Here is a 22,208-nt window from a genome sequence, read left to right as displayed (position 1 = left end):
TAGGTATGCAGGAGCGGAAACTGTACGGAGACGCCAAGCTCTTAAAGGAGCGCCTGAGCGGGATGCAGCTGATGGAAGAGGCGGCAGGCGGCTGGGCGGCAGTGTATAAAGATACTGTCTCTGGCAGGTTCTGGATGAAATGCTATACGATGGCAGGCGAGCAGGCTGGTGGCGGCTATGAGCTGCTCATCCGCTTGCCGCTGCCAAGCACCGAGGAGCTCGTGGAGCTTACCCTGCACTCCCCACACGAAGATGAGGCCGTGGCTGCTGTGATGCGCTTGCTGGAGGAAGAGGCGGTGGAGCAGAAGGACTTCCGGCAAAAGCTGGTGCAGCGGCTGGAGGAGCTGGACCTGGAAAGTATACACAAGGAGCAGAAGTTGCGCCTGCGAAAAATCATCACGCTAACCTCTTTAACAGACCCTACAAACAAGCGGGAGGTGCTGGGCAAAACGGCAGCGCAGGTGCAGGCAGACGTAGCCTATTTTGAGGCGGTGTCGGAAAGGGCGCGGCGGCTACTGCGGAGGCTGTGACAGTAAAGTAGGCCTGCCGCAAGTTTAGTGACAGCGTAACTTGTGGCAGGCCTAAAATCATATTTATACTTCCAACTCCCGTTTTACCTCCTCCACTACTCCCTGCAAATAAACCGGGGCATGCAGCAGCCTGCTGCCGTACCAGCTGAACATCTCCCCGTCCACCACTTTTATACTTGCCTGCGGGCACAGCTCCTGAAATTCTGCTACATGCTTTTCTTTAAACGGGTAAGGCTCCGAGGATAAAAGTATAAGCTGCGGGTCAGCCTGCTGTAGCTCTTCGGGCGAGATCTCGGGGTAACGCTCTAAATCGGCAAAAGCATTTACAAAGCCGCAGCGCCTGAGCATGTGGTCGATGATGTTGCGGCTGCCCACGGCCATGTAAGGCTTTCGCCAGATAAAATACGCCGTTTTTATACTTGGCTGCACCGGCTGCAGCTGCCCGAAACCATACTTTATTCCTTGCTCCAACTCAGCTGCCCGGGCCTCGGTGCCCGTTAGCTGCCCCACCTGCCGCAGCATTTCCAGCGCGTCCTCTAACGTATAAATGTCGCTCATCCATACTTTATACTTCTGCTGCAGCTGCGCAATGCCTTCCTTATAGTTCTCTTCCTTATTGCCGATGATCAGGTCGGGCTGTAGCTCATCTATCTTATCGAAATGAAAGTTCTTGGTGCCGCCGATCTTCGCCTTCTGCTTTACTCGCTCTTTGGGGTGAATGCAGAATTTAGTAACGCCTACGACACGGTCGGCCAGCCCCAGGTCAAATAAGAGTTCTGTCTGAGATGGCACTAAAGAGACAATGCGCTGCGGCGGCTGCGGCAGCGTGATCTGGTGGCCCATTTGGTCGGTAAAAGTCACGGCAGTAGAGGTAAATGGTGAAACGCTATCAGAACATACGCAGGACAGGCCGGAAAAACAAAACCCTCACAGGCCATAAGGTGTTGGCGCTGCGAGGGTTTTCACCTGGCTAAAAGTGATGCTTAACTCAGGTAGCGGAAATCCTGCTTGTCCTGAATCTTAAGTATGGTTTCGTAGATCATCTTGATCACGTTCTCTACGTCGTCTTTGTGCACGGTCTCCACGGTGGTGTGCATGTACTTGAGCGGCAGCGAGATAAGTGCTGAGGCCACCCCTGCGTTGGAGTAGGCGAAGGCATCCGTGTCGGTGCCGGTGGCACGTGAAACAGCCGAGCGCTGGAACGGAATCTCCTTTTCCTGCGCCGTATGGATGATCAGGTCGCGGAGGTTGTTCTGCACCGCCGGGCCGTAGGCGATCACCGGGCCTTTGCCGCAGTGGATGTCGCCGCTGTTCTTCTTGTCGTACATCGGCGACTGCGTGTCATGCGTCACGTCGGTGATGATGGCCACGTCCGGCTTGATGCGGTGGGCGATCATCTCGGCGCCGCGCAGGCCAATCTCCTCCTGCACCGAGTTTACAATGTACAGGCCAAAAGGCAGCTGGTTGCCGTTCTCCTTCAGTTGGCGCGCCACCTCGGCGATCATAAAGCCACCGATGCGGTTATCCAGGGCGCGGCCCACGTAGTAGCGGTCGTTCATCACCGTGAACTCATCCTCAAAGGTCGCCACGCAGCCCACGTGGATGCCCATGGCCTCCACTTCCTCGCGGTTGCTGGCGCCGCAGTCCAGGAACACGGTCTCTATGGTCGGCGCCTTGTCCTGGTCTACCTTGCGCACGTGGATGGCCGGCCACCCGAAAACAGCCTTCACAACACCTTTGGCAGTATAAATGTTCACCCGCTTGGATGGCGCGATCAGGGCATCGGAGCCGCCGTTGCGCTTCAGGTAAATGTAACCCTCTGGCGTAATGTAGTTTACAAACCAGCTGATCTCGTCGGCATGCGCCTCAATAACCACTTTATACTCCGCTTCCGGGTTAATCACACCCACCACAGTGCCGTAGGTATCAACAAAGTATTCGTCAATGTATGGCTTCACATATTCCAGCCAAAGCTTCTGCCCCTCCGACTCGAAGCCGGTAGGAGAGGAGTTATTCAGGTATTTCTGCAGAAAATCAAAAGATTCTTGTCGCATGATGGCTACTTAAAAATTAGAAATTAAAAATTATAAATGATTAGAAGCAGAATGCAGGTAGTTATATACGAGCATTTCTAATTTCTAATTTTAAATTTATAATTAAACTACAGCGGAATGTTGCCGTGCTTCTTGCGTGGCAGCGTTACCGCTTTGTTCTCCAGCATCTTAAATGCCTTTATCAGCTTGGCGCGTGTCTCGTGCGGCATGATCACCTCGTCGATGAAGCCACGGTGGGCGGCACGGTATGGCGTGGCGAACTTCTCTTTATACTCCTGTACCTTCTCAGCCAGTTTCGCCTCCGGGTCCTCGGCCTGCGCAATCTCACGCTTAAAGATAATCTCGGCGGCCCCCTGCGCGCCCATTACGGCGATCTCGGCCGTTGGCCAGGCAAAGTTCATGTCGGCCCCGATGTGCTTGGAGTTCATCACGTCGTAAGCACCGCCGTAGGCTTTGCGGGTAATCACCGTGATGCGCGGAACAGTAGCCTCGCAGAAAGCATACAGCAGTTTGGCCCCGTTGGTGATGATGCCGCGCCACTCCTGGTCAGTGCCTGGCAGGAAGCCCGGCACGTCCTCGAGCACCAGCAGCGGCACGTTAAAGCTGTCGCAGAAGCGCACGAAGCGGGCGGCCTTGGTGCTGGCGTTAATATCCAGTACGCCGGCGAGCACGGCTGGCTGATTGCCCACGATGCCGATGCTGCGGCCACCCAGGCGGGCAAATCCCACCACGATGTTCTCCCCAAAGTTCTTGTGCACCTCCAGGAAAGAATCCTCGTCGATGATGCCCTCGATCACCTCACGGATGTCGTAGGGCTGGTTCGGGTTCTCCGGGATAATGGTGTCGAGCACCTGGCGGGTTTCGTCTGCCTGCGCCTCGTAGGGCAGCGACGGCGGCAGTTCCTCACAGTTCTGCGGGATGTAGCTCAGTAGTTTCTTAAGGTGTGTGATGCACTCTACCTCGTTGGCGCAGGAGAAGTGCGTGACGCCGCTCTTGGTGCTGTGGGTGCTGGCGCCGCCCAGTTCCTCGGAGGTCACTTCCTCGTGCGTCACCGTCTTCACCACGTTCGGGCCGGTCACGAACATATACGAGGTATCTTCCACCATCATGATAAAATCGGTGATGGCCGGGGAGTATACCGCGCCGCCCGCGCAGGGGCCCATGATGGCCGAGATCTGCGGGATAACGCCGGAAGCCAGCGTGTTGCGGTAGAAGATATCGGCATAACCGCCCAGCGATACGACACCCTCCTGGATACGGGCCCCGCCCGAGTCGTTCAGCCCGATCACCGGCGCGCCGTTCTTCATGGCCAGCTCCATGATCTTCACGATCTTCTCGGCATGCGTTTCAGAGAGCGAGCCGCCCAGCACCGTGAAATCCTGGGAGAACACATAGACCAGGCGGCCGTTGATGGTGCCGTAACCGGTCACCACGCCATCGCCCAGGTAATACTGCTTGTCCAGACCGAAGTCCTTGGAGCGGTGCATCACAAATTTACCGATCTCCTCGAAGGAGCCTTCATCCATCAACAGGTGAATACGCTCGCGGGCGGTGAGTTTTCCTTTTTTGTGCTGTGCCTCAATTCTTTCTTTGCCGCCGCCAAGCAGGGCTTCTGCGTTTTTTCGCTCAAGGGTTTTAATCTGGGCCTCTCTGGTTTCTCCTGCCATATAGGGTATGAAAATATATAGAGTTCTTAATGTTAGTTTCCTCAAATTTATAAACTCTGGCGCTAATAATGGTACAATTGTGGCATTTTTTGAATAGGAAGGGGGGATAGCGCCCTGGGAAGGAGGCAGGCGCCGTTTACGGGTTTCCGATTAGTGCTGCCAATGTGGCGGTGCAGCTGGGGCCTCTGCGCGCCTTTAAAAGCCCCTGAGAAAGTATAAAAGTGGCGGCGTACGGCATTTTCTGCTGCGCGCGTTCTTAATTAGCCCCGGATGTACTATTTTTGAAGCCGCTAAAGACGGCGGCGGAACCTAAACCCTGTTCCGAGCCTTTTATGTACACTATGGCCAACGAAGTAAACAACACTACTGTAAAGAGACCGCGCAAGAAGAAGAGCATGCTGATACCCAGCCTGATATCGCTGTTCATGCTCCTGTTTGTGAGTTTCTCCTACTATGCTTACCAGATCGTTTTTGAGGGTAACGTAGACACCAAGGGGCGTGAAGTATACGTGCTCATCCCAACGGGTGCCACTTACGAGCAGGCCATGGACTCTGTGGAGGCCAGCGGCGTGATTGTGGACAGGCTCTCGCTGCGCTTTATGTCCAAGCTGATGGATTATGACAAGCTGGTGAAGCCGGGGCGCTACAAGCTGGAGGACGGCTGGAACAACCGCCAGCTGATAGGCGTGCTGCGCCTGGGCGAGCAGACACCGCTCAACCTGACCTTCAGCAACGTGCGCCTGCGCAGCCAACTGGCCGCCAAACTGGCGACTGAGGTGGAGGCCAGCGAGCAGGAACTCGACAGCCTGCTGCATGATGCGGCCTACCTGGAAACCCTTGGCTTCGACACGACCAACATCGTGAGCATGTTTATCCCGAATACCTACGAAGTATACTGGACCACAACGGCACCGGAGCTCATGCAGCGCATGAAAACCGAGTACGACAAGTTCTGGACCGCTGAGCGCAAGGCTAAAGCAGACGAACTGGGACTGACGCCGCAGCAGGTTTCCACGCTGGCCTCCATTGTGCAGGCCGAGACGATAAAGAACGATGAGAAGCCACGCGTGGCCGGCGTATACTTAAACCGGCTGAAGCGCGGTATGCTGCTGCAGGCCGATCCGACCGTGGTGTTTGCCGTGGGTGATTTCTCCATCCGCCGCGTGCTCAACAAGCACCTGGTGCACGACTCGCCTTACAACACCTATAAGTATAAAGGCTTGCCGCCGGGGCCTATCAACGTGCCGCTTATCTCCAGCATCGATGCGGTGCTGAACCCGGAGAAGCACAACTACCTGTACTTCTGCGCCAAAGACGATTTCTCAGGCTACCACGCCTTTGCCGCCACGGTGGCAGAGCACCAGGCCAACGCGCGCCGCTTTCACCGCGCCCTGAACGAGCGGAATATCATGAAGTAAGCTTGATGGTTGGTTGTTAATTGCCAATTGTTGGGGACCAGATGAAGTATAGAGTTATGCCTCCGGAGGCGGTTTTATACTTTGCAATAATAAAAATCAAGTCTCTCGTATAGCAATCAAACAATCAACCATCAGCAATCAACAATAAAACTATGTTTACATCCGAAGTACAGTTACGCGTGCGCTATGCCGAGACCGACCAGATGGGCTACGTGTACCATGGCAATTACGCCGCCTATTTTGAGGTAACCCGTACCGAGGTTTTCCGCAGGCTGGGCATTGAGTATAAAGAGATGGAGGCCATGGGCACCATGATGCCGGTGCTGGAGCTGAAGAGCAAGTTTATCCGCCCGGCCAAGTATGATGACCTGCTGACGATTAAGCTGTTTGTGAAGAGCCGGCCGCATGGCACGCGTATAAAGTTTGAGTACGAGGTGTATAACGAGGCGGAGACGCTGCTGACCATCGGGGAGACGCTGATGGTGTTCGTGGACATGAAAACAGGCCGCCCTACCGAGATCCCTGAACTCATACACCAGAAGTTAGACCCATACTTTAGCGCATGAGGCTGAACCACCAATACCTGAAGCGCCGCCGCGCCTACCGCAAGTTCATCGTTTTCCTGAAACGGTGGCGGTTTAACAATGGCAGGTCTTCGGTATATGATGTGGCTGACGTGCTGATCGGCGAGCTGCGCCTGGACTCCATTACCAAGCGCGCCTCCTACATGGCCTTTAACTTTACGCTGGCCACTTTTCCCACCATCATCTTCCTCTTCACGCTTATCCCCTACATCCCCAGCATCCTGTCGCTGGACCTGGGTGAGAGCATCCTCGACTTCCTGGCCGAGTTTATGCCCGAGGAGATGTATGCGGCGGCCTATACCACCATCGAAGACATTGTGAACAAGCCCCGCGGCGGCTTGCTGTCCTTTGGTTTCCTGTTCGCGCTGGTGCTCTCTACCAACGGCATTATGTCGCTGATGGACGCGTTTGATAAGAAATACCATACGTTTTACAAACGCAGCTACCTGCGCAAGCGCTTTATCGCCACGGCGCTCACGGTGGTGCTGAGCATGATCCTGCTCACCGCGGTGGCCGCTATCTTCTTCGGGCAGTGGATACTGGATGTGCTAGTTTTCTATGAAGTGGTGACCGAGAGCTATACCTATACGCTGCTGGTGGTGCTCAAATATGTGGCCATCATCATGCTTTTCCTGCTGGCCACCTCGCTTATCTACTACTTTGTGCCGGCCATAGAGGATAAGTGGCCCTTCTTTTCGGCAGGGGCGGTGGTGGCAACCGGTCTTATCTTCCTGGTGTCGATGGCCTTCTCGCTCTACATCAGCGCCTTCGATACCTATAACAAGTTTTATGGGTCCATCGGGGCCCTGATCGGTTTGATGATCTGGCTCGATTTTGTCTCCATGATCCTCATACTTGGCTTCGAGATCAACGTCAGCATCGACACCGTGACAAAGCGCCTGGTGCGCACCCCAACCTCACACTCCGGTAAAATGGCGGGCGCCAACATTTAGCCCCGTTTCTATGCCTGTCGTTTTATGCGTACCTTGCTCAGGGGCAGGGCTAGTTTGTGCTGCCCCTGAGCAAGTATAAAGTATAAAACGTATGGGCTTTTTCAAGAACCTGTCGCTGCAGCAACTATGGCAGGGGGCGGCGGCTACCTTCCTACGCTACCCGCTGGCGCTGCTGTCAGCGTTTACCGGCACGGCGGCGGCCATGTGGCTAACCGAGCTGGACTACGACCAGCGGCAGCACCACCTCTACCTCGGTAAGCTGATACTGGTGTGCGCGCTGGGGCTGATCCTTTTTTTTACGCTGGAACTGCTGGTGCGCCGTTACCGTCTTTCATTGCGCGGGCGGGTGCTGCTACGGGTGCTGGGGCTGGCCCTGCTGGTGCTCTACTACTGGTTTTTGCCTGAGGAGCTGCTGGACGAGCACTGGCTGCGCTTCCTGATGCTGGCGTTGGCGCTGCACCTGGCCGCTTCATATGTGATGTTCTTCCATGTCCCCGGCGAGACTGCTTTCTGGCAGTTTAACAAGGCACTTTTCCTGCGCATCCTTACCTCCGGGCTATATGCTGCTGTGCTTTACCTGGGGCTTATCGTGGCTTTGCTGGCAGTGGATAACCTGTTTGCCGTTCAGGTTGATGGCGAAACCTACACCCAACTGTGGTTTTTCATGGTGGGCGTGTTCAACACCTGGTTCTTTTTGGCGGGCGTGCCAGCCGATGTGCAGCTGCTGGAAGTGTCTCCAACCTACCCGAGAGGGCTGAAGGTGTTCACGCAGTTCGTGCTGCTGCCGCTGGTCACGCTCTACCTGGTGATCCTGTATGCCTACTTCGGCAAGATTGTGGTAGAGTGGGCGTGGCCGGAGGGTTGGGTGTCGGTGCTGGTGCTGTGTTTTTCGGTAGTGGGCATCCTCTCGCTTCTGCTCATTCACCCCATCCGTTTTGAGGAGGGAAACACCTGGATGCGCACGTTCTCCAAGTGGTTTTACCGGGCCCTGTTTCCGCTGGTTATCCTGCTGGCGCTGGCTATCTGGCGGCGCGTGGCGGAGTATGGCATCACAGAGGAGCGTTACATTGTCATGGTGCTGGCGATCTGGCTTTTTGCCACAGCGCTATACTTTCTTTTCAGCCGGCACAAGCACATCAAGTTTATACCCATCACGCTCAGCCTGGTGGCTTTGCTTGCCGCTTACGGGCCATTGAATGCTTTTCAGGTGTCGCAGTGGAGCCAGGTATACCGGCTGGAAAAGCTCCTGGAGCAAAACCGCGTGCTGGTGAACGGCAAAGTGCAGCGACAGCATTCTAAGGTAAGCGAGGCGGTAGAGCGGGAGGTGAGCTCCATTACGGATTACCTGGCCCGCCACCAAGACCTGGAGGTGCTGCAGCCTTGGTTTGCAGTGGACCTGCAGGAGGCATTTGCCGCCGCTGCAGCCCCTGATGGCAACCGCTGGCAGCGAAGCTACGCCGCCCGCGATACTGTGCTGCATTTGATGGGGCTGGAGTACAGGACAAGCCTAACCACGCCAGATGAGCAATACTTTTACTTCTCTACGCAGCCCTACGATGGCGCTGAGGTCGTGCACGACATTAAGGGCTATACCTATGCCCTGGAGTTTGGCCTGCGGAGTTTTGAAGGCGGGGTGGACCAGCGGGAGTACCAGGTTGGAAAAGCGCCCTTGCTTATCTCCATGAAGGAGGACGCTACCACTTTATACTTTCAGTTTGAGCAGGAAACCCTGTCGCTGGACTTGCTGCCGCTGATAAAAAAACTGGGAGCCAAAGGCCAGGACAGGATATCCCCGGAGAAGATGACGTTTGTGCTGAAAGGGAAAGATGTGCAGCTGAAAGTGGTGCTGGCAGAGCTGAGCGGGCGGCAGAAAAAGCAGAAGTATGCGGTGCAAAGCCTGCTGGCAGATGTGTTTGTGGCACCAGGGCCATAAATTTTCTTTTTGAGTCTCAGTGGCTTGTGCGGTACGCACTAAAAACCGGGTGAAAATTTTGACGTATAGTTTTGATAATTCGGACCGGTGCCCTACTTTTGTACACGAATTGAGACAGAGAGTTGGCGGAGTGGTCGAACGCGGCGGTCTTGAAAACCGTTGACTGTAACAGGTCCGGGGGTTCGAATCCCTCACTCTCTGCATAGCAGAAGCCCTAAATAGCTAATTTTCAGCGATTTAGGGCTTTTTTGTTTTAGTTTTCGTCAAGTTTTAGTCAAAACTGTGAAAATTCTTGACAAAGCAATCATTTGCTTAGTCTTCGAAATAATTTCCTTTTACAAGCATAATTAACCCACATATACCTTCTGGATAACATGTGTCTGTGTGGTTCAAGTATACTGGTCGTAGTAGCTATATTTAGAATCTGTTAAATTTACCTATAACTATGACCTTTGACTTCTACCTTGGCGGCTACGGACGTGACCACAGCTATCGTATCGTTTTGCAGGACGATAACCTTGTCGTTTCCGACTATATCGGCATACCTATGCCAGAGCATAATGAAATGGTATCAGTCGTTAAGAATGAAGATTGGGATAGGGTGGTTGAGTTTCTAACCCGCTGTAGATGGAAAAGAAGGTACGACAGCGGTATACTGGATGGAACTCAATTTGAAATAAAGGCGAAAGGTGACGCCATCAATGTCAACTCCTATGGCTCTAATGCCTACCCTGACGATTTTGACGAGTTTCTGACGCTGCTGAATAGGGTAGTGAGTGTGGCGGGTGTCGAAGTCTCAAAGTCTCAAAGTAGTGGGGAGGCAAGCCTAATCCCATAGCCCCATGCTTTCGAATCGGAGCGTTTCCCTTTTGCATCTTGGGCAGTGCCATTGTTCCTTTTCATCCAGATAGTCGTCCGTGGCTAAGCCTAAGCTTTTTTCGATATCACTTTCTTCCACGTCCTCTTTGTAGAACTTTACCTTCCTACGGCATTGTGGACACTTAGAGAAGCTTTTGCTCGTATCCCTGCCGACCACTATAGCGCAGGAATCGCAGTACGCAGGTTCCGTTCTGACGCCATTCTCGAAGTATCTGAACCCAATACCTTGGTGGATGGTGTCGGACTCTAATCCGCAAGTACATACTGCTTTGATGATGTTTCCCATGTGATTGACTTTGTGATTGGAATTGTAAAGTACGACACATTTGATGATTTCGTAAAGATGAACATCGTCTAATAGTCTTTTCCTTTTCGAAACCTTTTATCTCATAACTTTTTTCAAATAACTGGTCCACAACATTTTACAGGTTTAAATATTAGGATATCAGCATATTTATGACTATCTTTATGTAAGTTATACCTGACAATAATTCCTATAATTAACTGAATGAAACAACTGTCTTACCAATCTCCAAAAGTCATTTCATGCTTAGATAAAAAGATATTAAAAGAGAGGTTAGACAATAAGAGAAATCTGTTGTACGTAGCTTCTGGGAGACGCATACGAGAAGGTTACGAAGACCTGCCTTTTGACAATATAGTGCTGGTGGACAAATGCTTTCCTGAAGTTATCGCTATTAAGGGCAACGTTATTTGCATCGGTTTAGACTCAGTGAGAGCTGGTGCGCTGATGAAAGAAGTTGGTGCAAGGCTTGATGCCTATGTATGTATAAATGAGGGACTTAGTGAGGGAAACGGATTTTATCCTATTCACGGAAATTGGAGTTTCAGTAACATACTGCCTATACTGAAAGATGAGTACCTACACATAGCATGCCCGAGCTACTACGGGCTTAGGAAATGGAAGAAGAAGCATTTTAATCTACCTCAGGAGGCTACGCTGCTTAGCGAAAAGGATGATGAGTATATAGACCCTAAAATATTCTCGGAATATTATAGGTACAACAAAGAGTTCTGCGTCTATAAAGTCAGAAAGAAACCAGGTGAGTCAGCCAAATTTCGATTAGGGAATAGAACCATATCAGTCCAATGGCAAAACATGTGGGAACAATACAATGAGCTTGATTCCCTATTCGTGCGTTGCTCCCCTTTGGAAGCACATAATCTAAAAAGCGTCGCTCCTAAAATTGAAATTTTGAAAGACTACAGCTTTGAACAGATACTGCAATTCTGTAATAGAAACAAAATCGAAAAATTGGGTCTTTCACCGTGGTTAAGAGGGGAATACAATAAGTTCTTGGAGTTTTTAGAAGCAAATAAGGAACACGAATACCCAAAACAGATACATTTTTATCACCTGCACAAAAATGACTTCCAGCAACTGTACGAGAGAGCTGAGCAGTATAGGATGAGTTGCTTACCGTATCAATAATACCCTTTTCCAGCCACGCAGTGCCTCACACCACCTCTTGGGTCAACCATGTCTCCGATGTAGCGGGGTATGAGGTGACAATGGAAGTGGTAGACTGTTTGACCAGCTACCTCACCGCAGTTCATGCCGATGTTGTAGCCATCAGGCGAGAATTCTTGTTCGATAAGCTGCTTGCACTTATCAATAACACCCACCAAGTGCAGCTTCTCGTCTTCTGTCAGGTCAAAGTAGTCAGACCTGAGTTGGTTGGAGATGATAAGCGAATGACCAGGCGAAACGGGGTATTTATCCCTGATAATGAAAAAATGGTCGTCCTTGTATATGATTCTGTCCTCAGGGATTTCGAGAAAAACACTCATGGCTTAAAATGTGGATGGTAACTCGATTTCGGGTCTCCATGTGTGGATGGAGTTCTGTAAGGCGATGTTGTAATGATATTCGAGAAACCGCTTACGTTTCTCAGGTGTGTCGCCAGTTTGGTTGACGATGGTTTCAGACAAAGGATGTTTGCTCTCGATGAAGAACTCGTTTCGGTTGTAAAGTCGTTGCAGATACTTTATTTCTGGTATCCTCGCAAGCTTTTTCCCATTCACATCCTTGTCTGCCAACACAAGGTTCCAGACACCATTGATATTCGCTGGCAGGTGATAAGGCTTGTTTACGTGCGGCAGAAAGTGGTCAACTTCGCATAAGTCTGGCGACAGACTGTTAACGGAGATATCCTGGAAGCTGTAAAAGCATTTTCCTTTCTGATAGCCGTTGAGCGAGTCACGAACAGAGGTGATGTCCACCCTGCGCATAAGACTGTTTTCCAGGAAGAAAAGGCTCTTGTCCTCATCGAACTGCACTTCCAACAGGTTCGGGTTGATGTTAAGATTCCATGCAGTCTCTACCAAGCACCACCTCGCTTCTGCCTCTTGCCCGAAGTTTTGAAAATGAAATGACTCTTTCAGGCGCAGCAGGTTATCGGTTATGATGATTTCCTTCTTGCCGTTGGTGTAGTTCTTCTGGTAGAATGGGTTAGGAACGATATCCCTGTTGACCACCTGAAAGGCATCCACCACGTTCACAAAACCAAGTTTCTCGGTCTGGATAATTAACTCTTCTTTTGTGATTTGGCTATTTATAAAGCTTCTGCACGTGTCCAGGAACTTGCTGGATGTGGAGTTGCCCTGCTTGTCGTTTTGCCTCAGATGCTCCACTACATGCCGTGAGAACGGCTCCGCAAGGTCAGAGAGCGTGATGGCGGTCTTTTCTTTCTCAACCAGTTCAAGCAGTGCCTTGGCAAAGGCAAACTTGTAGGTGGCAGAGTTCTTCCCGAACAGGATGATGGCTCTCCACTGTGATTCGAGTGATGGGTCGTTGACCTGGAACTTAACCATTAGTTGTTGTTTAGCGCATTGATAATCTCCCTGCCGAATATCTGTGTGTTTTTTGCCTTGCCAGTGGAGTGGAACAGGTCTATGTTGAAGCCATAGGCAAGGTTAACATCCCGTAGAAGCGGTTTTACCTGTATGTCAAGAACCTCATCGTCCTCATTGAACACCCTGACCATGTTGTTCTCGAACCGCTTCAGCACATAGTTCTTTCCGTTCAGCGTTAAACTGGCAGATGCCACTTCGTCAAAGCCGTTGAAGCTGTAGTTCTTCACACCACTGCCCCTGTTTGCAAACTCAGTGGCAATGTAATCTATGAAAGACTTAATGATAAACTGCGTGTTTAGGTTAATGGGCGGTATCTCCGCATCCATCTCATGCTTAATCAGGTAGCGCAGGGTAGATTCCACAGAGTTATCCCTCTCCGTGTGGTTAGTCCACTTCAGCCAAATGGAGTTCGGGTTCACCGCCACAGCATTGGCATGCATAGAAGAGAACGCTGCACTGTCGGTTGTGATTAGGATGGAGAACACTGGCACGTTCTGTTCATAGTCGGCAGAGTTGATAAAGTAATCATACTGCTTCGAGACCTGCCATGTGCTGGCAGATGCCTTCTTTATCTTGTTCTCGATGACAATGTAGCATACATCTGTTTCATCTCTTTTCGATGATACCCGAACCAGTACGTCTGCTATCTGCTCACTCTGGTCATACTTTATGGAGAACTCTGGTATGGCGCTTACCACATAGTTGTTCGTGAAATAAATGATTCTCTCACGCAGTGTCGGCTGCTTCAGGTTTAATAGGTCTCCTATTTTGCTCCCCGCTGAGTTGTTGTCCATAAGCTGGAAGAATAGCAGGAGAAAAGAGTTGTTCAGCTCATTAGAGGTGTTTAGCAGATAGCTAAGGAATGAGGTTATGTTTGTTTCCGATATCCTCCCGTTGCCTTGGGAAAGAGACTTAAAGATGTTCATTTATGGCTACTATTAAATGGTCAATAAAGACACTTATCTAAGCTCCTGCATGCGGCAATCATAGAACAAGTTGCCTTGATGCCTTCGCCTGAACTGACGTAACTCACCATATGAAATAAGATTGTTGTTGATACTGTCAAGTGGTATGATGAATTCTTCATCTGGACTATTAGGATAGCCACCAAGACCCAGAGCGATGAAGACAGGCATATCCTTTTCTTCTGAGAACTTAGAGTAGTTATCCAGTTGGTAAGGTTTTGCTATCTCAACGGCATCATCAATTACAGATGTCCTGTACTTACACTCTATGGCAAATCGGGAGGTCACTGAATTGTGGCTGTACTCTATCTCCAAGTCTGGAAGCATGTTAGACTCAGCGTATCTGCCATCAACATACTTATCGCCACGCCATTCCTTAACTTTGAAGTAGTTTTGATTCAGGCTTTTCACAATATACGCTTCGAACTTATCGCCCTTGCTTTTGGAGTCGGCACTACTCTTTCGCTTGTTAACATAAGTGGTTTTATGGGAACGGTAGTTTTTACTGCGCTGGTGGTACCTAAAGTGCTTGTTACTCCTGTTTCTCTTCTCTTTTTCCCACCCAAATACACCTGCAAGGATTTGATATATTGCCATCAGAGTGGCTTTGGATAATATCAAAATGTGTAGTAGCGCTTTACTAACTACAAGCAGGGCAATGGAAAGAAACTGTTTTAGATGCTCCAAAAACTATGTTGATTTAACTGAGAAATCTATTTAAACTGTACCGTTGACTTATAAAATCTGTAAAGCCAGTGAAGTAGCAATATAGCTAATATTATATTCTTACATCGAATTCCAGGTTCCATAATAGTTAAACTACATCGCTCTTAGAATATCATTCATGCTATACTTTCTGTACATTGGCTTCAGCTTTTGGAGTAACTCTTTGTTCTCATGATGACAATACACCTGAATATCATCTCTTACATCCGAAAATTCTAAACAGAAGTGGTGTATGGAGGAATGGATACCATTCTTCCTGGTGTAGAGTGAAAAGACTAAGGTATCCTCATCCTCCTCTACGAAGAGGTGCTTATACAACACATTATTCTGTCTATCATCCGCCTCTAACCAAACTGACTCTGGAAGTGAGTCAATCAAGTATTTAATGTGTGCGACTCCTGCTTGGTACTCACACAAAGTCCGTGCATGTACTTCACATGATTTGTTTGCTTCTGTGTCCAAGTAGATATCTGCAAATCGAGGAGTGAACACATCGGTGTTGGAGGATAGATTCATCATTCTCTCATAGAAGCTATCACTGTCAACAAACGGCAGTGTTACTACCACTGGGCTTAGTTTTATCTGAAAAATATATTCAATTATTTCCTGGTGTATTGGCTCATGTATTAATATGGTGTTCTGCTTATTCTTGATTTTGTTGAGGATTCTAAAGCATATAGCACCTGATGGTTCCAGGCTATACGTTACTGTATTTGTAGCGATATGGGTGTAGTTTCTTATATCATAGAAAACTCGATTCTGGTCAAATCCCAATTTATGGATATGTATGACACCCTCATCCTCATCATATAGGTTGTAGTCTGCTGGCTTCAGGTATTCGAATAGTGGACTGTTGAGAGTTAACTGCCTATAAAGATTTGTTGTGTCTTTTTGCTGGTTGATAACTGTATTGTTCATTCTGTGTATTTTGATTGTTTATGTTCATTATACACCAGAAAATGAATTAGTTTGATGATTCGTAATATTAATTTCAGGAATTCAAACAGCACTTATTTAACCTTATCAGCAGTGCATATAACTGCTCATTTAAAGCGTTATTAGCCACTGTAGCAGCACCAGTTACCACAGAAGGGTCTTGTAAGCGATGGTATAGATTTGTTCCTATAAGTGCTGTAATGAGCCTGATGTGAGGTAATCGTGAAGTAGGTGTACTGATATGATTGACGAATCAGTTTTATACAAGTTAATGATATACTATACTATCTTTTACTTATAGGTAAAGAAGCTTTTGTATCCCTTTTACATCATTAACATTAGGTAAATATCCTCTCATAATTCCTGTAACAGATTTGTATCTGTATCCATTCTGAAAGCTACCTGTTCGCTTTCGCTCTCAGGTAACTGTTGCACTCGCTCACCGCTCATGCAGGTAAAACATGTGAAAAAATGTGAAATTTTAGGCATCTAAAAAGTAGTCTAAAAACTGCGAATGCAGTTAATAGAGAGGGATTTAGGAATAAATTATCTTACAAGTCATTAACCATAAGATAAAGAATGAAGAAAATTATATGAAATGGAATTTGAGCCAATTTTATACAAGTTAATGATATATAATATTTACTTATAGTAACTATTATCTACAGACAAAGAAATTAACCCAATGATTGATTCTACATCATTATTGGGTATGGTATCATCTGTTATGAGCGGTAGTGAATGACAGATAAAATCATAGTTGGTATTCAGAACGACAGGAAATGGTTTAGCTGTAAATATTCTTTATTCTATCATACAACTAATTGAAAATTTCTAATAGAAGATATATCAGAAAGATATATAACAGAAATTCAAATTAGTTAAAATGAAGATTAAGAAAAATGAAAGAAAGCTTTACATACCATCTAAAGTTAATTTAAAAGAACTGCTATTAGCCAAATATAACAGTGAACGATACATACTTGACCATCAGGACAAATACGCCTATGTCCTCTCTAAAATCATAGAGCAGAAGATATTCTCCACTCCGAAAAGGAATGGTCTTGTGCCTTTGAAAGCCACTACATTAAGAGATGTATTGGGCGCTGATTACTACCAGATAATAGTTGACGACCTGCTGGAATGGGGTGTTATCATCACCGATAACCAATATGAGCCTGGTGTGGTGTCACGAGGCTATGATATCTCTATGGCGTATAATTCGAAGGCAGTGGAGATAATGATTTTGAAAGATACCTTTGCGGCTAAACTCAACAAAGTAAAACATGTCACAGCGTCCAAGCCTGAGAGCTATATCAGGTCACAGTTAAAGTACATCGAAATACGCCATCAGGAGGCGCTACAGTACATTGATGCAAAATATGACAGGACTACCCAATTAATCGACTCACTGCCGTCAGAGGGCTTGTATGGCAGCTTTAAACAAGCAATAGAGGATTACCCTGATGTTGACTTCTACTCCATCTCTTTGAAAGACGAAGATAAGTACGACAGCCTTCTTTTAAATGAGGCTGATTACCTGAAATCAGTGATGCTATGCAAGCGCAACGCTGACTTTGCCGCTATCCAGAATATCGTAAACAGGAATTTCTGCTTTAAGCCAGATTATGTAACAGGGCGTGTATATACCTTCATCACCAACCTTTCAAGGTCACTGCGCCAGTTCCTATACCACAAAAAGTACCCTGATACGCCATTGGTCAACATCGACATCAGAAACTCGCAGCCGTTCATCTTCTGTAGCCTTCTGGTGGACTATTACAATAATAACCTACCAGCAGACGTGCAGGAGTACATCGACCTGTGCAGTGAGGGTAAACTTTATAATGTGCTGATGGCTGAGATGAACTTCGTGGGTGACAGGAAAGCGTTCAAGCAGATGCTGTTTGCCACTCTGTTCTATTGCCGCAACGGATGGGCTGACAAAAGCAAAGACTCAGAGTATTTCAGGCAGAAGTTTCCTAACGTATACGCTGTCATTAAGCATTACAAGGCGAATGATTACACACGGTTGAGTCGCCTGATGCAGACCACTGAAGCTGATATCATGATAAAGAAAGTGGTGAAAAAGCTGATGCGCAAAAGCACGTTCCTAACCACCATACATGATTCGATATTGACTCTCCCTGAGCATATCACAGAGGTCATGGATGAAATTAAATACTATTTTGACAGGGAGTACAGCATAACGCCATCGCTGGAAGTAGACTATGTTACAAGGCTATATGCTGACAACATGTGTGCATTCGAGGCAGCCTGAAATTAACTGGCAAAATCTCCAAGTCTGACACAACTATTTCTCTTTTCAGAATATAACAGGTGTAACAGACAGTAGATAAACAATAAATTTATGTTGAGTAACCTAAAGACGATAAAGAAAGAACGAAGCGAATGTGGAACAGGCTTCGCTATATACTATACAGCAACAGCGATAGATGAGAACAATGAGTGGAGGTACAGATGCCATGTTCCAAAGCCGATACACGACAGCCAACTGTCTCTCATTAAGCGATACGCAAAGGTTGGAAACAGCACAAGGTTTGTCTTCGCTGTCTATGATGAGGCTGGTGATGGTACATTCAAACTGAATGATAAAAAGGAGCTACATGCCTATTATGACCACTCCGTTGGTGCGGTGTACGCCACCCTGTACTACGACAAAAATATCTTTGAAATCAGGAAGGAGAAGCTTAATGATTTAATTCAACCTGATATATCCGAGTCGGTTGACAAAACTTTGAAGACGATATAGTGTTAACGATAATAGCCAGGAAGAAAGAAATCTAAAACCAACATGAACCTTCAGCTATCTAAGCTTTTTGATACTGGCTGTAAGCCTTCTTATGCGCGGTTTTTATATCATCAGCCAAGGATTGAGGTTCTATCACCTTCAAGTTATCGCCAAAAGACAGCAGTTCCATCACAAGGTCATAGGTGACGCATAGCCTCAGCTTTATCCTGAACTCATCATCATTGTTAATTAAAACCTGCTGAGAACTGTGCAGCGGCAGTGTATTGATGTACTTCCCCTGGAACGGGTCGAAGGAGAGGACGATATCCTGCGGCTCTTCATCGCTTGGGCTGATGATGCCGAAGCAGTAGCGGTAAGTATTATCAACATTAAAATCAGGTGGATAGGTAAACGTGCTGATGGTAATCTCAAGCAAGGAAAGGCGGTCAAGAGCAAAACTTTTGACATATCCATCCTTTTTGTCTTTTGCCATCAGGTACCACCTGTTTCTGAACTCTTTCAGTGCATAGGGTTCAACTGTGCGGATACTGGAATCATCCTCCCAGAACTTATGGTAGGTAAAACGAATAACGCACCTGTTCTTGATGGCATGCAGAAGACCGTAGAGATTCTCTGTTCCCTGAGGTCTACGTGTTTCCAGATGGATGTATGGTTTCAGGTCATGCGCCAGATTAAGGGATGTGAACATATCAAAGGCTTCCATCATGCGCTGGAAGTTCATGTTCTCCGCCTCAGTCTGCTGGATAAAGTAACCTTTGGGCGATTTGGAGTACTCTATGTCGATGCCGAAGAGGTTCCTGATGTCATGGATATCCCGTTGCAGTGTACGCTTGGAAATACCCATACTGAGCCTGTCATCCTGCATTTGCAGGTAGTCTAACTGATTCTCCATATAGCTGAGTAGTTCCTCATACGTTGTATAAGACTTTGATTTCAGCCTACGGAGAATCAGTAGATACCTGGATATGTAACCTCTTTTGGACACTATAAGGTGCTTAATACAAAATCAGTGATTTTGGTTTTCCTCTGGTTAATTAGCTCTTTAGTCCAAACCTGAGTGTCGGTAGTAAGGTCTTGTATCTCTCGTTGCTGTGCAAGGTGCTTATAGGTTTCTCGCTTTATTTCGAAAGGTAAATTTCCAATCGAGCAGTTATGGGTTTCAGACAGCAACAGGTAGTTCCCTAAGCAGTCAAGGTACTGATTCCTAAACTCTTCGTCATAGTCGCAGTAGCCAGAGGCTGGATTCTCTGTTTGAGGCGCAATATGCTCTAAATGAGGCTTTTCAATGCTATCAAAACGTATGTTTTTATAGCCACCCTTTCCTTGGCTTGCAAGCTGGTTCTCATACTTCCAAAGCAGGTATTTTGCTGAAGAGTGATGCAATCTGCCCTGCATAGACCTTTCGAGTTCAGCATTGTTCCAGTATGCCCACCACCAGGATTCCCGAGGAACATTTTTCATCCACTCGATTCTCCCGATTATCGGGTTGATGTCTCGGTTCTCTTTGGTAAAGTTCTGGTATACATCATTCAGACGCGATGCCAGGTCAGCCTTAGTTCTGATTAAGCGATGGCGAAGAATAATCGATTCCAATGAGGCACATAGCTTGCTTTTGTCATTAATATCAAGACCAAAGGTATAGGCTTTTATGATGAACGGAATAGCGATGCCAATACCGCCAAGAGATACTAAAGAATGGATTTCATGGTTATTTCTTTCGTCTTTCCCAAAGAAGGTTGTTAAGTGCTCAAAGCTGTTTGCTAAGGAATGGGTAAATTCTTTTATGAACTGAATGGGATTACCTTTACTCAGGATGCTGCTGATTTTATCAGTTGCGTTTGCTTCACTTAGGGAATTGAAGTAAACCCTCAGTGTATAAACTAATACATCATCTTCGTTGATGCGGTATTCGATAGAAGAAATAGATTTATAGATTCTTTCGAACCTGTACTTCACCTCTTCGATTAGACTATCCTTTTCCTCCCCACCGTAGAGATGAATGTTGTACATGAACTCCGCTTTGATTATTTCCAGGTTAGAAGGCTTTTTGCCTCTGTTGTTCTGGAAGATAAACATTTGGATAGCCTCAGCTTCGTCTGTTACGGGGTGAGTTGTACAAGAGGCATTCTGGATAGCACTGAGCATCTTGGTCAGGTATTCTTCTTCTTTATTCGATAGGTAGTTGGTGAAGAAGTCTGATGCCCTCACTATACGTTTAGCGGATTCCGTTTCAAGGTTGCACTTGTCAACCTTAGACCTGTCAATCACATAATCTCTGAACAGCTGCTTATCATACTCTACGGTATCAAACTTGTACACTGACCTTCTCTTTACCATATCTTCCAGAGAACCTTCTTCGTCTTCGGATAGCTTTCTTAAAGATTTCAGCCGATTGAATAACGCTGATAAAAAAATGACAACTGTTGTAAGTCTCTGTTGCCCGTCTATCACGCCATACGCATCGTTGTCACATTTTTGAAACAGGAAGTGACCGAAATAATAAGGTGTTTTGGTTGAGCTTTTAATGTAGTCCTCCAAATCGGAAAGAAAAACATTTGTTTGCTTTCCTTTCTCACGGGAGTCAGTTTCGGTTTCCCATGAATATGCCCGTTGGTAAGTAGGCACAAAGATTTTGCTTTCTGCTAATACTTTTTTGATAGTCGAAGATGCTTCCATATCCTTAAAGTTTGTGATAGAGGCTTTATGCCGTTTAATGTTGTTAAAAATGGGAACAATATATTCAAATATAGTTTTTATTAAGTATTTAATACAGGTTATGTCTTAAATCCTATTAATTTATTTGTTGCTAAGTACTTAAAGTCCTTCTCAGTCTGATTGTAAACTGTTGTCAATGTGGCAGGTGCGCTGAAGTTAGACTCAAAGCCTAACTTCTGGGAAAGCAAATTTGCCCTTTCGGTTGCCAGTTCCCTGAACTCATACTTAGCGATAAGCCTCCCTTTTCTCAGGAGTGCGCTGTCTATCTTGGAGATGTCCGTGTTGAAGGAGCAGATAATCTGTATGTTTAGGCAGTCGGACAGCAACCCATCTGAAATATTAAGTAGCGTAGAGACAGGCGAGCCACCGCTTTTTTCCCTGTCTACCACAATATTCTCGGCATCCTCTATCACGAAGATGGAGTTCGGGTTGTCTATCAGGATGGAAATCAGGTCTGGATTGGTGATGGCGGTTGCCATGTTGGGCGGCAGGAAAATCACGTTCTTCTTAGTGGAAGCAATCAGGTAGCGGATGTAGGATGTCTTACCAGTGCCTGGCTTTCCATGCAGCAACACAATGCCCTTATCGTTTTTCCTGGTAAGCCTTTTCAGGATGGTCTCGTGGACTTCTTTGAAATCCTCATTGTAGTTATCCTCAATGCTCAGCTTAGGCTTTGTTACCTTCAGCGACTTTGTTGCAATTCCCCTGTTCGTGTTTACCAGCACAGAGATGGTAGGCTTTCTTCTTTCCTTTCTGTGCTTATGTTTGTGGATGCCGTTGACGATTTCCTCAACCTTGGAAACATCCGTCTGATTAAAAAGGAAGCGAACGGTGGAGTAGTTCGAGTCCAGGCACACCATCAGGTCTTCGTACAGGAAGTACACGACATCATCCAGCGTGGGCTTTCTGTTTTCGTCATAGTACCTTTTTGTGTAATAGAAGTCCTGAACAATGGCGGCATATGTGTCCAGGAACCACTTATTGGCTTTGATGCAGTCAATGTTTATTTCATGGATGAAGATGGGAATCTGATTGAAACGAGCCACAAACAGGTTGAACTCGTTCAGATAGATGCCTTGCCGCTCGGCAAAGATGTCCGTGGCATTTATCTTTGCTTCTACTTTTTCTAACTCGAAGTTTTTCCGCCTGAGGTTGCTAAGGCTGTAGTTCTCTGGATGCATAAGAAGCGTGTTTTAGC

Annotated in this window: 20 protein-coding genes and 1 tRNA gene; 10 read left to right on the top strand and 11 right to left on the bottom strand. The window is 47.3% G+C overall.

Features of this window, described 5'->3' with window-relative positions:
* The first annotated feature begins 5 nt into the window (after positions 1–5).
* A complete protein-coding gene (locus FJM65_RS12825) occupies positions 6–530 on the top strand; it encodes a hypothetical protein (RefSeq protein WP_140621935.1) in 525 nt (174 codons plus the stop codon).
* A 63-nt stretch (positions 531–593) separates the two neighbouring features.
* Here the strand turns inward: FJM65_RS12825 and FJM65_RS12820 are convergent, their stop codons facing one another.
* From FJM65_RS12820 to FJM65_RS12810, 3 genes are all read right to left on the bottom strand, one after another.
* Positions 594–1,373, bottom strand: coding sequence for a helical backbone metal receptor (locus FJM65_RS12820; RefSeq protein ID WP_140622071.1), 780 nt, complete (start codon positions 1,371–1,373; stop codon positions 594–596).
* A 140-nt stretch (positions 1,374–1,513) separates the two neighbouring features.
* Positions 1,514–2,584 carry a M42 family metallopeptidase gene (locus FJM65_RS12815; protein WP_140621934.1) on the bottom strand — a complete coding sequence of 357 codons (1,071 nt, stop codon included), beginning with the start codon at positions 2,582–2,584 and terminating at the stop codon, positions 1,514–1,516.
* Positions 2,585–2,691: 107 nt separating this feature from the next.
* Positions 2,692–4,251, bottom strand: coding sequence for an acyl-CoA carboxylase subunit beta (locus tag FJM65_RS12810; RefSeq protein WP_140621933.1), 1,560 nt, complete (start codon positions 4,249–4,251; stop codon positions 2,692–2,694).
* A gap of 341 nt (positions 4,252–4,592) precedes the next feature.
* On the opposite strand from FJM65_RS12810, the gene mltG reads away from it, so the two are divergent.
* The 7 genes from mltG (at position 4,593) to FJM65_RS12770 (ending at position 11,471) form a co-directional block, all read left to right on the top strand.
* The gene (mltG, locus tag FJM65_RS12805) at positions 4,593–5,669 is read left to right on the top strand and encodes an endolytic transglycosylase MltG (RefSeq protein ID WP_239022942.1); all 1,077 of its coding nucleotides are present in this window, start codon (positions 4,593–4,595) and stop codon (positions 5,667–5,669) included.
* A gap of 152 nt (positions 5,670–5,821) precedes the next feature.
* Entirely contained in the window at positions 5,822–6,235 is a 414-nt protein-coding gene (locus tag FJM65_RS12800) for an acyl-CoA thioesterase (RefSeq protein ID WP_140621932.1), read from the top strand.
* Positions 6,232–7,206, top strand: coding sequence for a YihY/virulence factor BrkB family protein (locus tag FJM65_RS12795; RefSeq protein WP_140621931.1), 975 nt, complete (start codon positions 6,232–6,234; stop codon positions 7,204–7,206). Before FJM65_RS12800 ends, FJM65_RS12795 begins: the two co-directional genes overlap by 4 nt.
* Before the next feature lie 91 nt (positions 7,207–7,297).
* A complete protein-coding gene (locus FJM65_RS12790) occupies positions 7,298–9,139 on the top strand; it encodes a DUF4153 domain-containing protein (RefSeq protein WP_140621930.1) in 1,842 nt (613 codons plus the stop codon).
* A 116-nt stretch (positions 9,140–9,255) separates the two neighbouring features.
* Positions 9,256–9,340, top strand: a tRNA-Ser gene (locus tag FJM65_RS12785).
* A gap of 244 nt (positions 9,341–9,584) precedes the next feature.
* Positions 9,585–9,977, top strand: a complete 393-nt coding sequence (locus tag FJM65_RS12780; protein WP_140621929.1) for a hypothetical protein — start codon at positions 9,585–9,587, stop codon at positions 9,975–9,977.
* A gap of 549 nt (positions 9,978–10,526) precedes the next feature.
* Positions 10,527–11,471, top strand: coding sequence for a hypothetical protein (locus FJM65_RS12770; RefSeq protein WP_140621927.1), 945 nt, complete (start codon positions 10,527–10,529; stop codon positions 11,469–11,471).
* On the opposite strand, the gene FJM65_RS12765 is transcribed toward FJM65_RS12770, so the two are convergent.
* From FJM65_RS12765 to FJM65_RS12745, 5 genes are all read right to left on the bottom strand, one after another.
* Complete coding sequence (locus tag FJM65_RS12765; RefSeq protein WP_140621926.1) at positions 11,465–11,830, bottom strand: HIT family protein; 366 nt, start codon at positions 11,828–11,830, stop codon at positions 11,465–11,467. The two genes, FJM65_RS12770 and FJM65_RS12765, sit on opposite strands and share 7 nt — an antisense overlap.
* Before the next feature lie 3 nt (positions 11,831–11,833).
* Entirely contained in the window at positions 11,834–12,853 is a 1,020-nt protein-coding gene (locus tag FJM65_RS12760; protein WP_140621925.1) for an HNH endonuclease domain-containing protein, read from the bottom strand.
* Positions 12,853–13,821, bottom strand: a complete 969-nt coding sequence (locus FJM65_RS12755) for a PD-(D/E)XK nuclease family protein (protein ID WP_140621924.1) — start codon at positions 13,819–13,821, stop codon at positions 12,853–12,855. The genes FJM65_RS12760 and FJM65_RS12755 overlap by 1 nt, the downstream gene beginning before the upstream one ends.
* Positions 13,822–13,854: 33 nt before the next feature.
* On the bottom strand, positions 13,855–14,547 hold the full coding sequence (locus tag FJM65_RS12750; protein WP_140621923.1) for a hypothetical protein: 693 nt from the start codon (positions 14,545–14,547) through the stop codon (positions 13,855–13,857).
* A gap of 132 nt (positions 14,548–14,679) precedes the next feature.
* Positions 14,680–15,504 (bottom strand): hypothetical protein, encoded by an 825-nt coding sequence (locus FJM65_RS12745; RefSeq protein WP_140621922.1) that lies wholly within the window; start codon positions 15,502–15,504, stop codon positions 14,680–14,682.
* A 1,090-nt stretch (positions 15,505–16,594) separates the two neighbouring features.
* Here FJM65_RS12745 and FJM65_RS12740 point away from each other — a divergent pair.
* The gene (locus FJM65_RS12740) at positions 16,595–17,803 is read left to right on the top strand and encodes a hypothetical protein (RefSeq protein WP_140621921.1); all 1,209 of its coding nucleotides are present in this window, start codon (positions 16,595–16,597) and stop codon (positions 17,801–17,803) included.
* 90 nt (positions 17,804–17,893) lie between these two features.
* Positions 17,894–18,295, top strand: a complete 402-nt coding sequence (locus tag FJM65_RS12735; protein WP_140621920.1) for a hypothetical protein — start codon at positions 17,894–17,896, stop codon at positions 18,293–18,295.
* A gap of 58 nt (positions 18,296–18,353) precedes the next feature.
* Here FJM65_RS12735 and FJM65_RS12730 read toward each other — a convergent pair whose 3' ends face one another.
* The 3 genes from FJM65_RS12730 to FJM65_RS12720 all read right to left on the bottom strand — a co-directional run bounded on the left by FJM65_RS12730 (position 18,354) and on the right by FJM65_RS12720 (position 22,191).
* Complete coding sequence (locus FJM65_RS12730) at positions 18,354–19,187, bottom strand: helix-turn-helix transcriptional regulator (protein ID WP_219855984.1); 834 nt, start codon at positions 19,185–19,187, stop codon at positions 18,354–18,356.
* Between the two features lie 92 nt (positions 19,188–19,279).
* On the bottom strand, positions 19,280–20,971 hold the full coding sequence (locus FJM65_RS12725) for a DUF262 domain-containing protein (RefSeq protein WP_140621918.1): 1,692 nt from the start codon (positions 20,969–20,971) through the stop codon (positions 19,280–19,282).
* 98 nt (positions 20,972–21,069) lie between these two features.
* Entirely contained in the window at positions 21,070–22,191 is a 1,122-nt protein-coding gene (locus FJM65_RS12720; RefSeq protein ID WP_140621917.1) for an AAA family ATPase, read from the bottom strand.
* Positions 22,192–22,208 lie beyond the last annotated feature (17 nt).

It is taken from the genome of Pontibacter mangrovi, assembly GCF_006385705.1.
GTDB classification, from domain to species: Bacteria; Bacteroidota; Bacteroidia; order Cytophagales; family Hymenobacteraceae; genus Pontibacter; species Pontibacter mangrovi.
Note: the sequence above shows the minus strand (reverse complement) of the source record. Positions and strands in the feature narration are given on the sequence as shown.

What these genes read in the sequence shown, in the direction of transcription:
- FJM65_RS12770 (WP_140621927.1), top strand. Translation starts at nt 10,527, where the DNA reads ATGAAACAACTGTCTTACCAATCTCCAAAAGTCATTTCATGCTTAGAT.
- FJM65_RS12800 (WP_140621932.1), top strand. Translation starts at nt 5,822, where the DNA reads ATGTTTACATCCGAAGTACAGTTACGCGTGCGCTATGCCGAGACCGAC.
- FJM65_RS12735 (WP_140621920.1), top strand. Translation starts at nt 17,894, where the DNA reads ATGTTGAGTAACCTAAAGACGATAAAGAAAGAACGAAGCGAATGTGGA.
- FJM65_RS12810 (WP_140621933.1), bottom strand. Translation starts at nt 4,251, where the DNA reads ATGGCAGGAGAAACCAGAGAGGCCCAGATTAAAACCCTTGAGCGAAAA.
- FJM65_RS12760 (WP_140621925.1), bottom strand. Translation starts at nt 12,853, where the DNA reads ATGGTTAAGTTCCAGGTCAACGACCCATCACTCGAATCACAGTGGAGA.
- FJM65_RS12795 (WP_140621931.1), top strand. Translation starts at nt 6,232, where the DNA reads ATGAGGCTGAACCACCAATACCTGAAGCGCCGCCGCGCCTACCGCAAG.
- FJM65_RS12720 (WP_140621917.1), bottom strand. Translation starts at nt 22,191, where the DNA reads ATGCATCCAGAGAACTACAGCCTTAGCAACCTCAGGCGGAAAAACTTC.
- FJM65_RS12725 (WP_140621918.1), bottom strand. Translation starts at nt 20,971, where the DNA reads ATGGAAGCATCTTCGACTATCAAAAAAGTATTAGCAGAAAGCAAAATC.
- FJM65_RS12780 (WP_140621929.1), top strand. Translation starts at nt 9,585, where the DNA reads ATGACCTTTGACTTCTACCTTGGCGGCTACGGACGTGACCACAGCTAT.
- FJM65_RS12790 (WP_140621930.1), top strand. Translation starts at nt 7,298, where the DNA reads ATGGGCTTTTTCAAGAACCTGTCGCTGCAGCAACTATGGCAGGGGGCG.
- mltG (WP_239022942.1), top strand. Translation starts at nt 4,593, where the DNA reads ATGGCCAACGAAGTAAACAACACTACTGTAAAGAGACCGCGCAAGAAG.
- FJM65_RS12820 (WP_140622071.1), bottom strand. Translation starts at nt 1,373, where the DNA reads ATGGGCCACCAGATCACGCTGCCGCAGCCGCCGCAGCGCATTGTCTCT.
- FJM65_RS12730 (WP_219855984.1), bottom strand. Translation starts at nt 19,187, where the DNA reads ATGGAGAATCAGTTAGACTACCTGCAAATGCAGGATGACAGGCTCAGT.
- FJM65_RS12765 (WP_140621926.1), bottom strand. Translation starts at nt 11,830, where the DNA reads ATGAGTGTTTTTCTCGAAATCCCTGAGGACAGAATCATATACAAGGAC.
- FJM65_RS12815 (WP_140621934.1), bottom strand. Translation starts at nt 2,584, where the DNA reads ATGCGACAAGAATCTTTTGATTTTCTGCAGAAATACCTGAATAACTCC.
- FJM65_RS12745 (WP_140621922.1), bottom strand. Translation starts at nt 15,504, where the DNA reads ATGAACAATACAGTTATCAACCAGCAAAAAGACACAACAAATCTTTAT.
- FJM65_RS12755 (WP_140621924.1), bottom strand. Translation starts at nt 13,821, where the DNA reads ATGAACATCTTTAAGTCTCTTTCCCAAGGCAACGGGAGGATATCGGAA.
- FJM65_RS12825 (WP_140621935.1), top strand. Translation starts at nt 6, where the DNA reads ATGCAGGAGCGGAAACTGTACGGAGACGCCAAGCTCTTAAAGGAGCGC.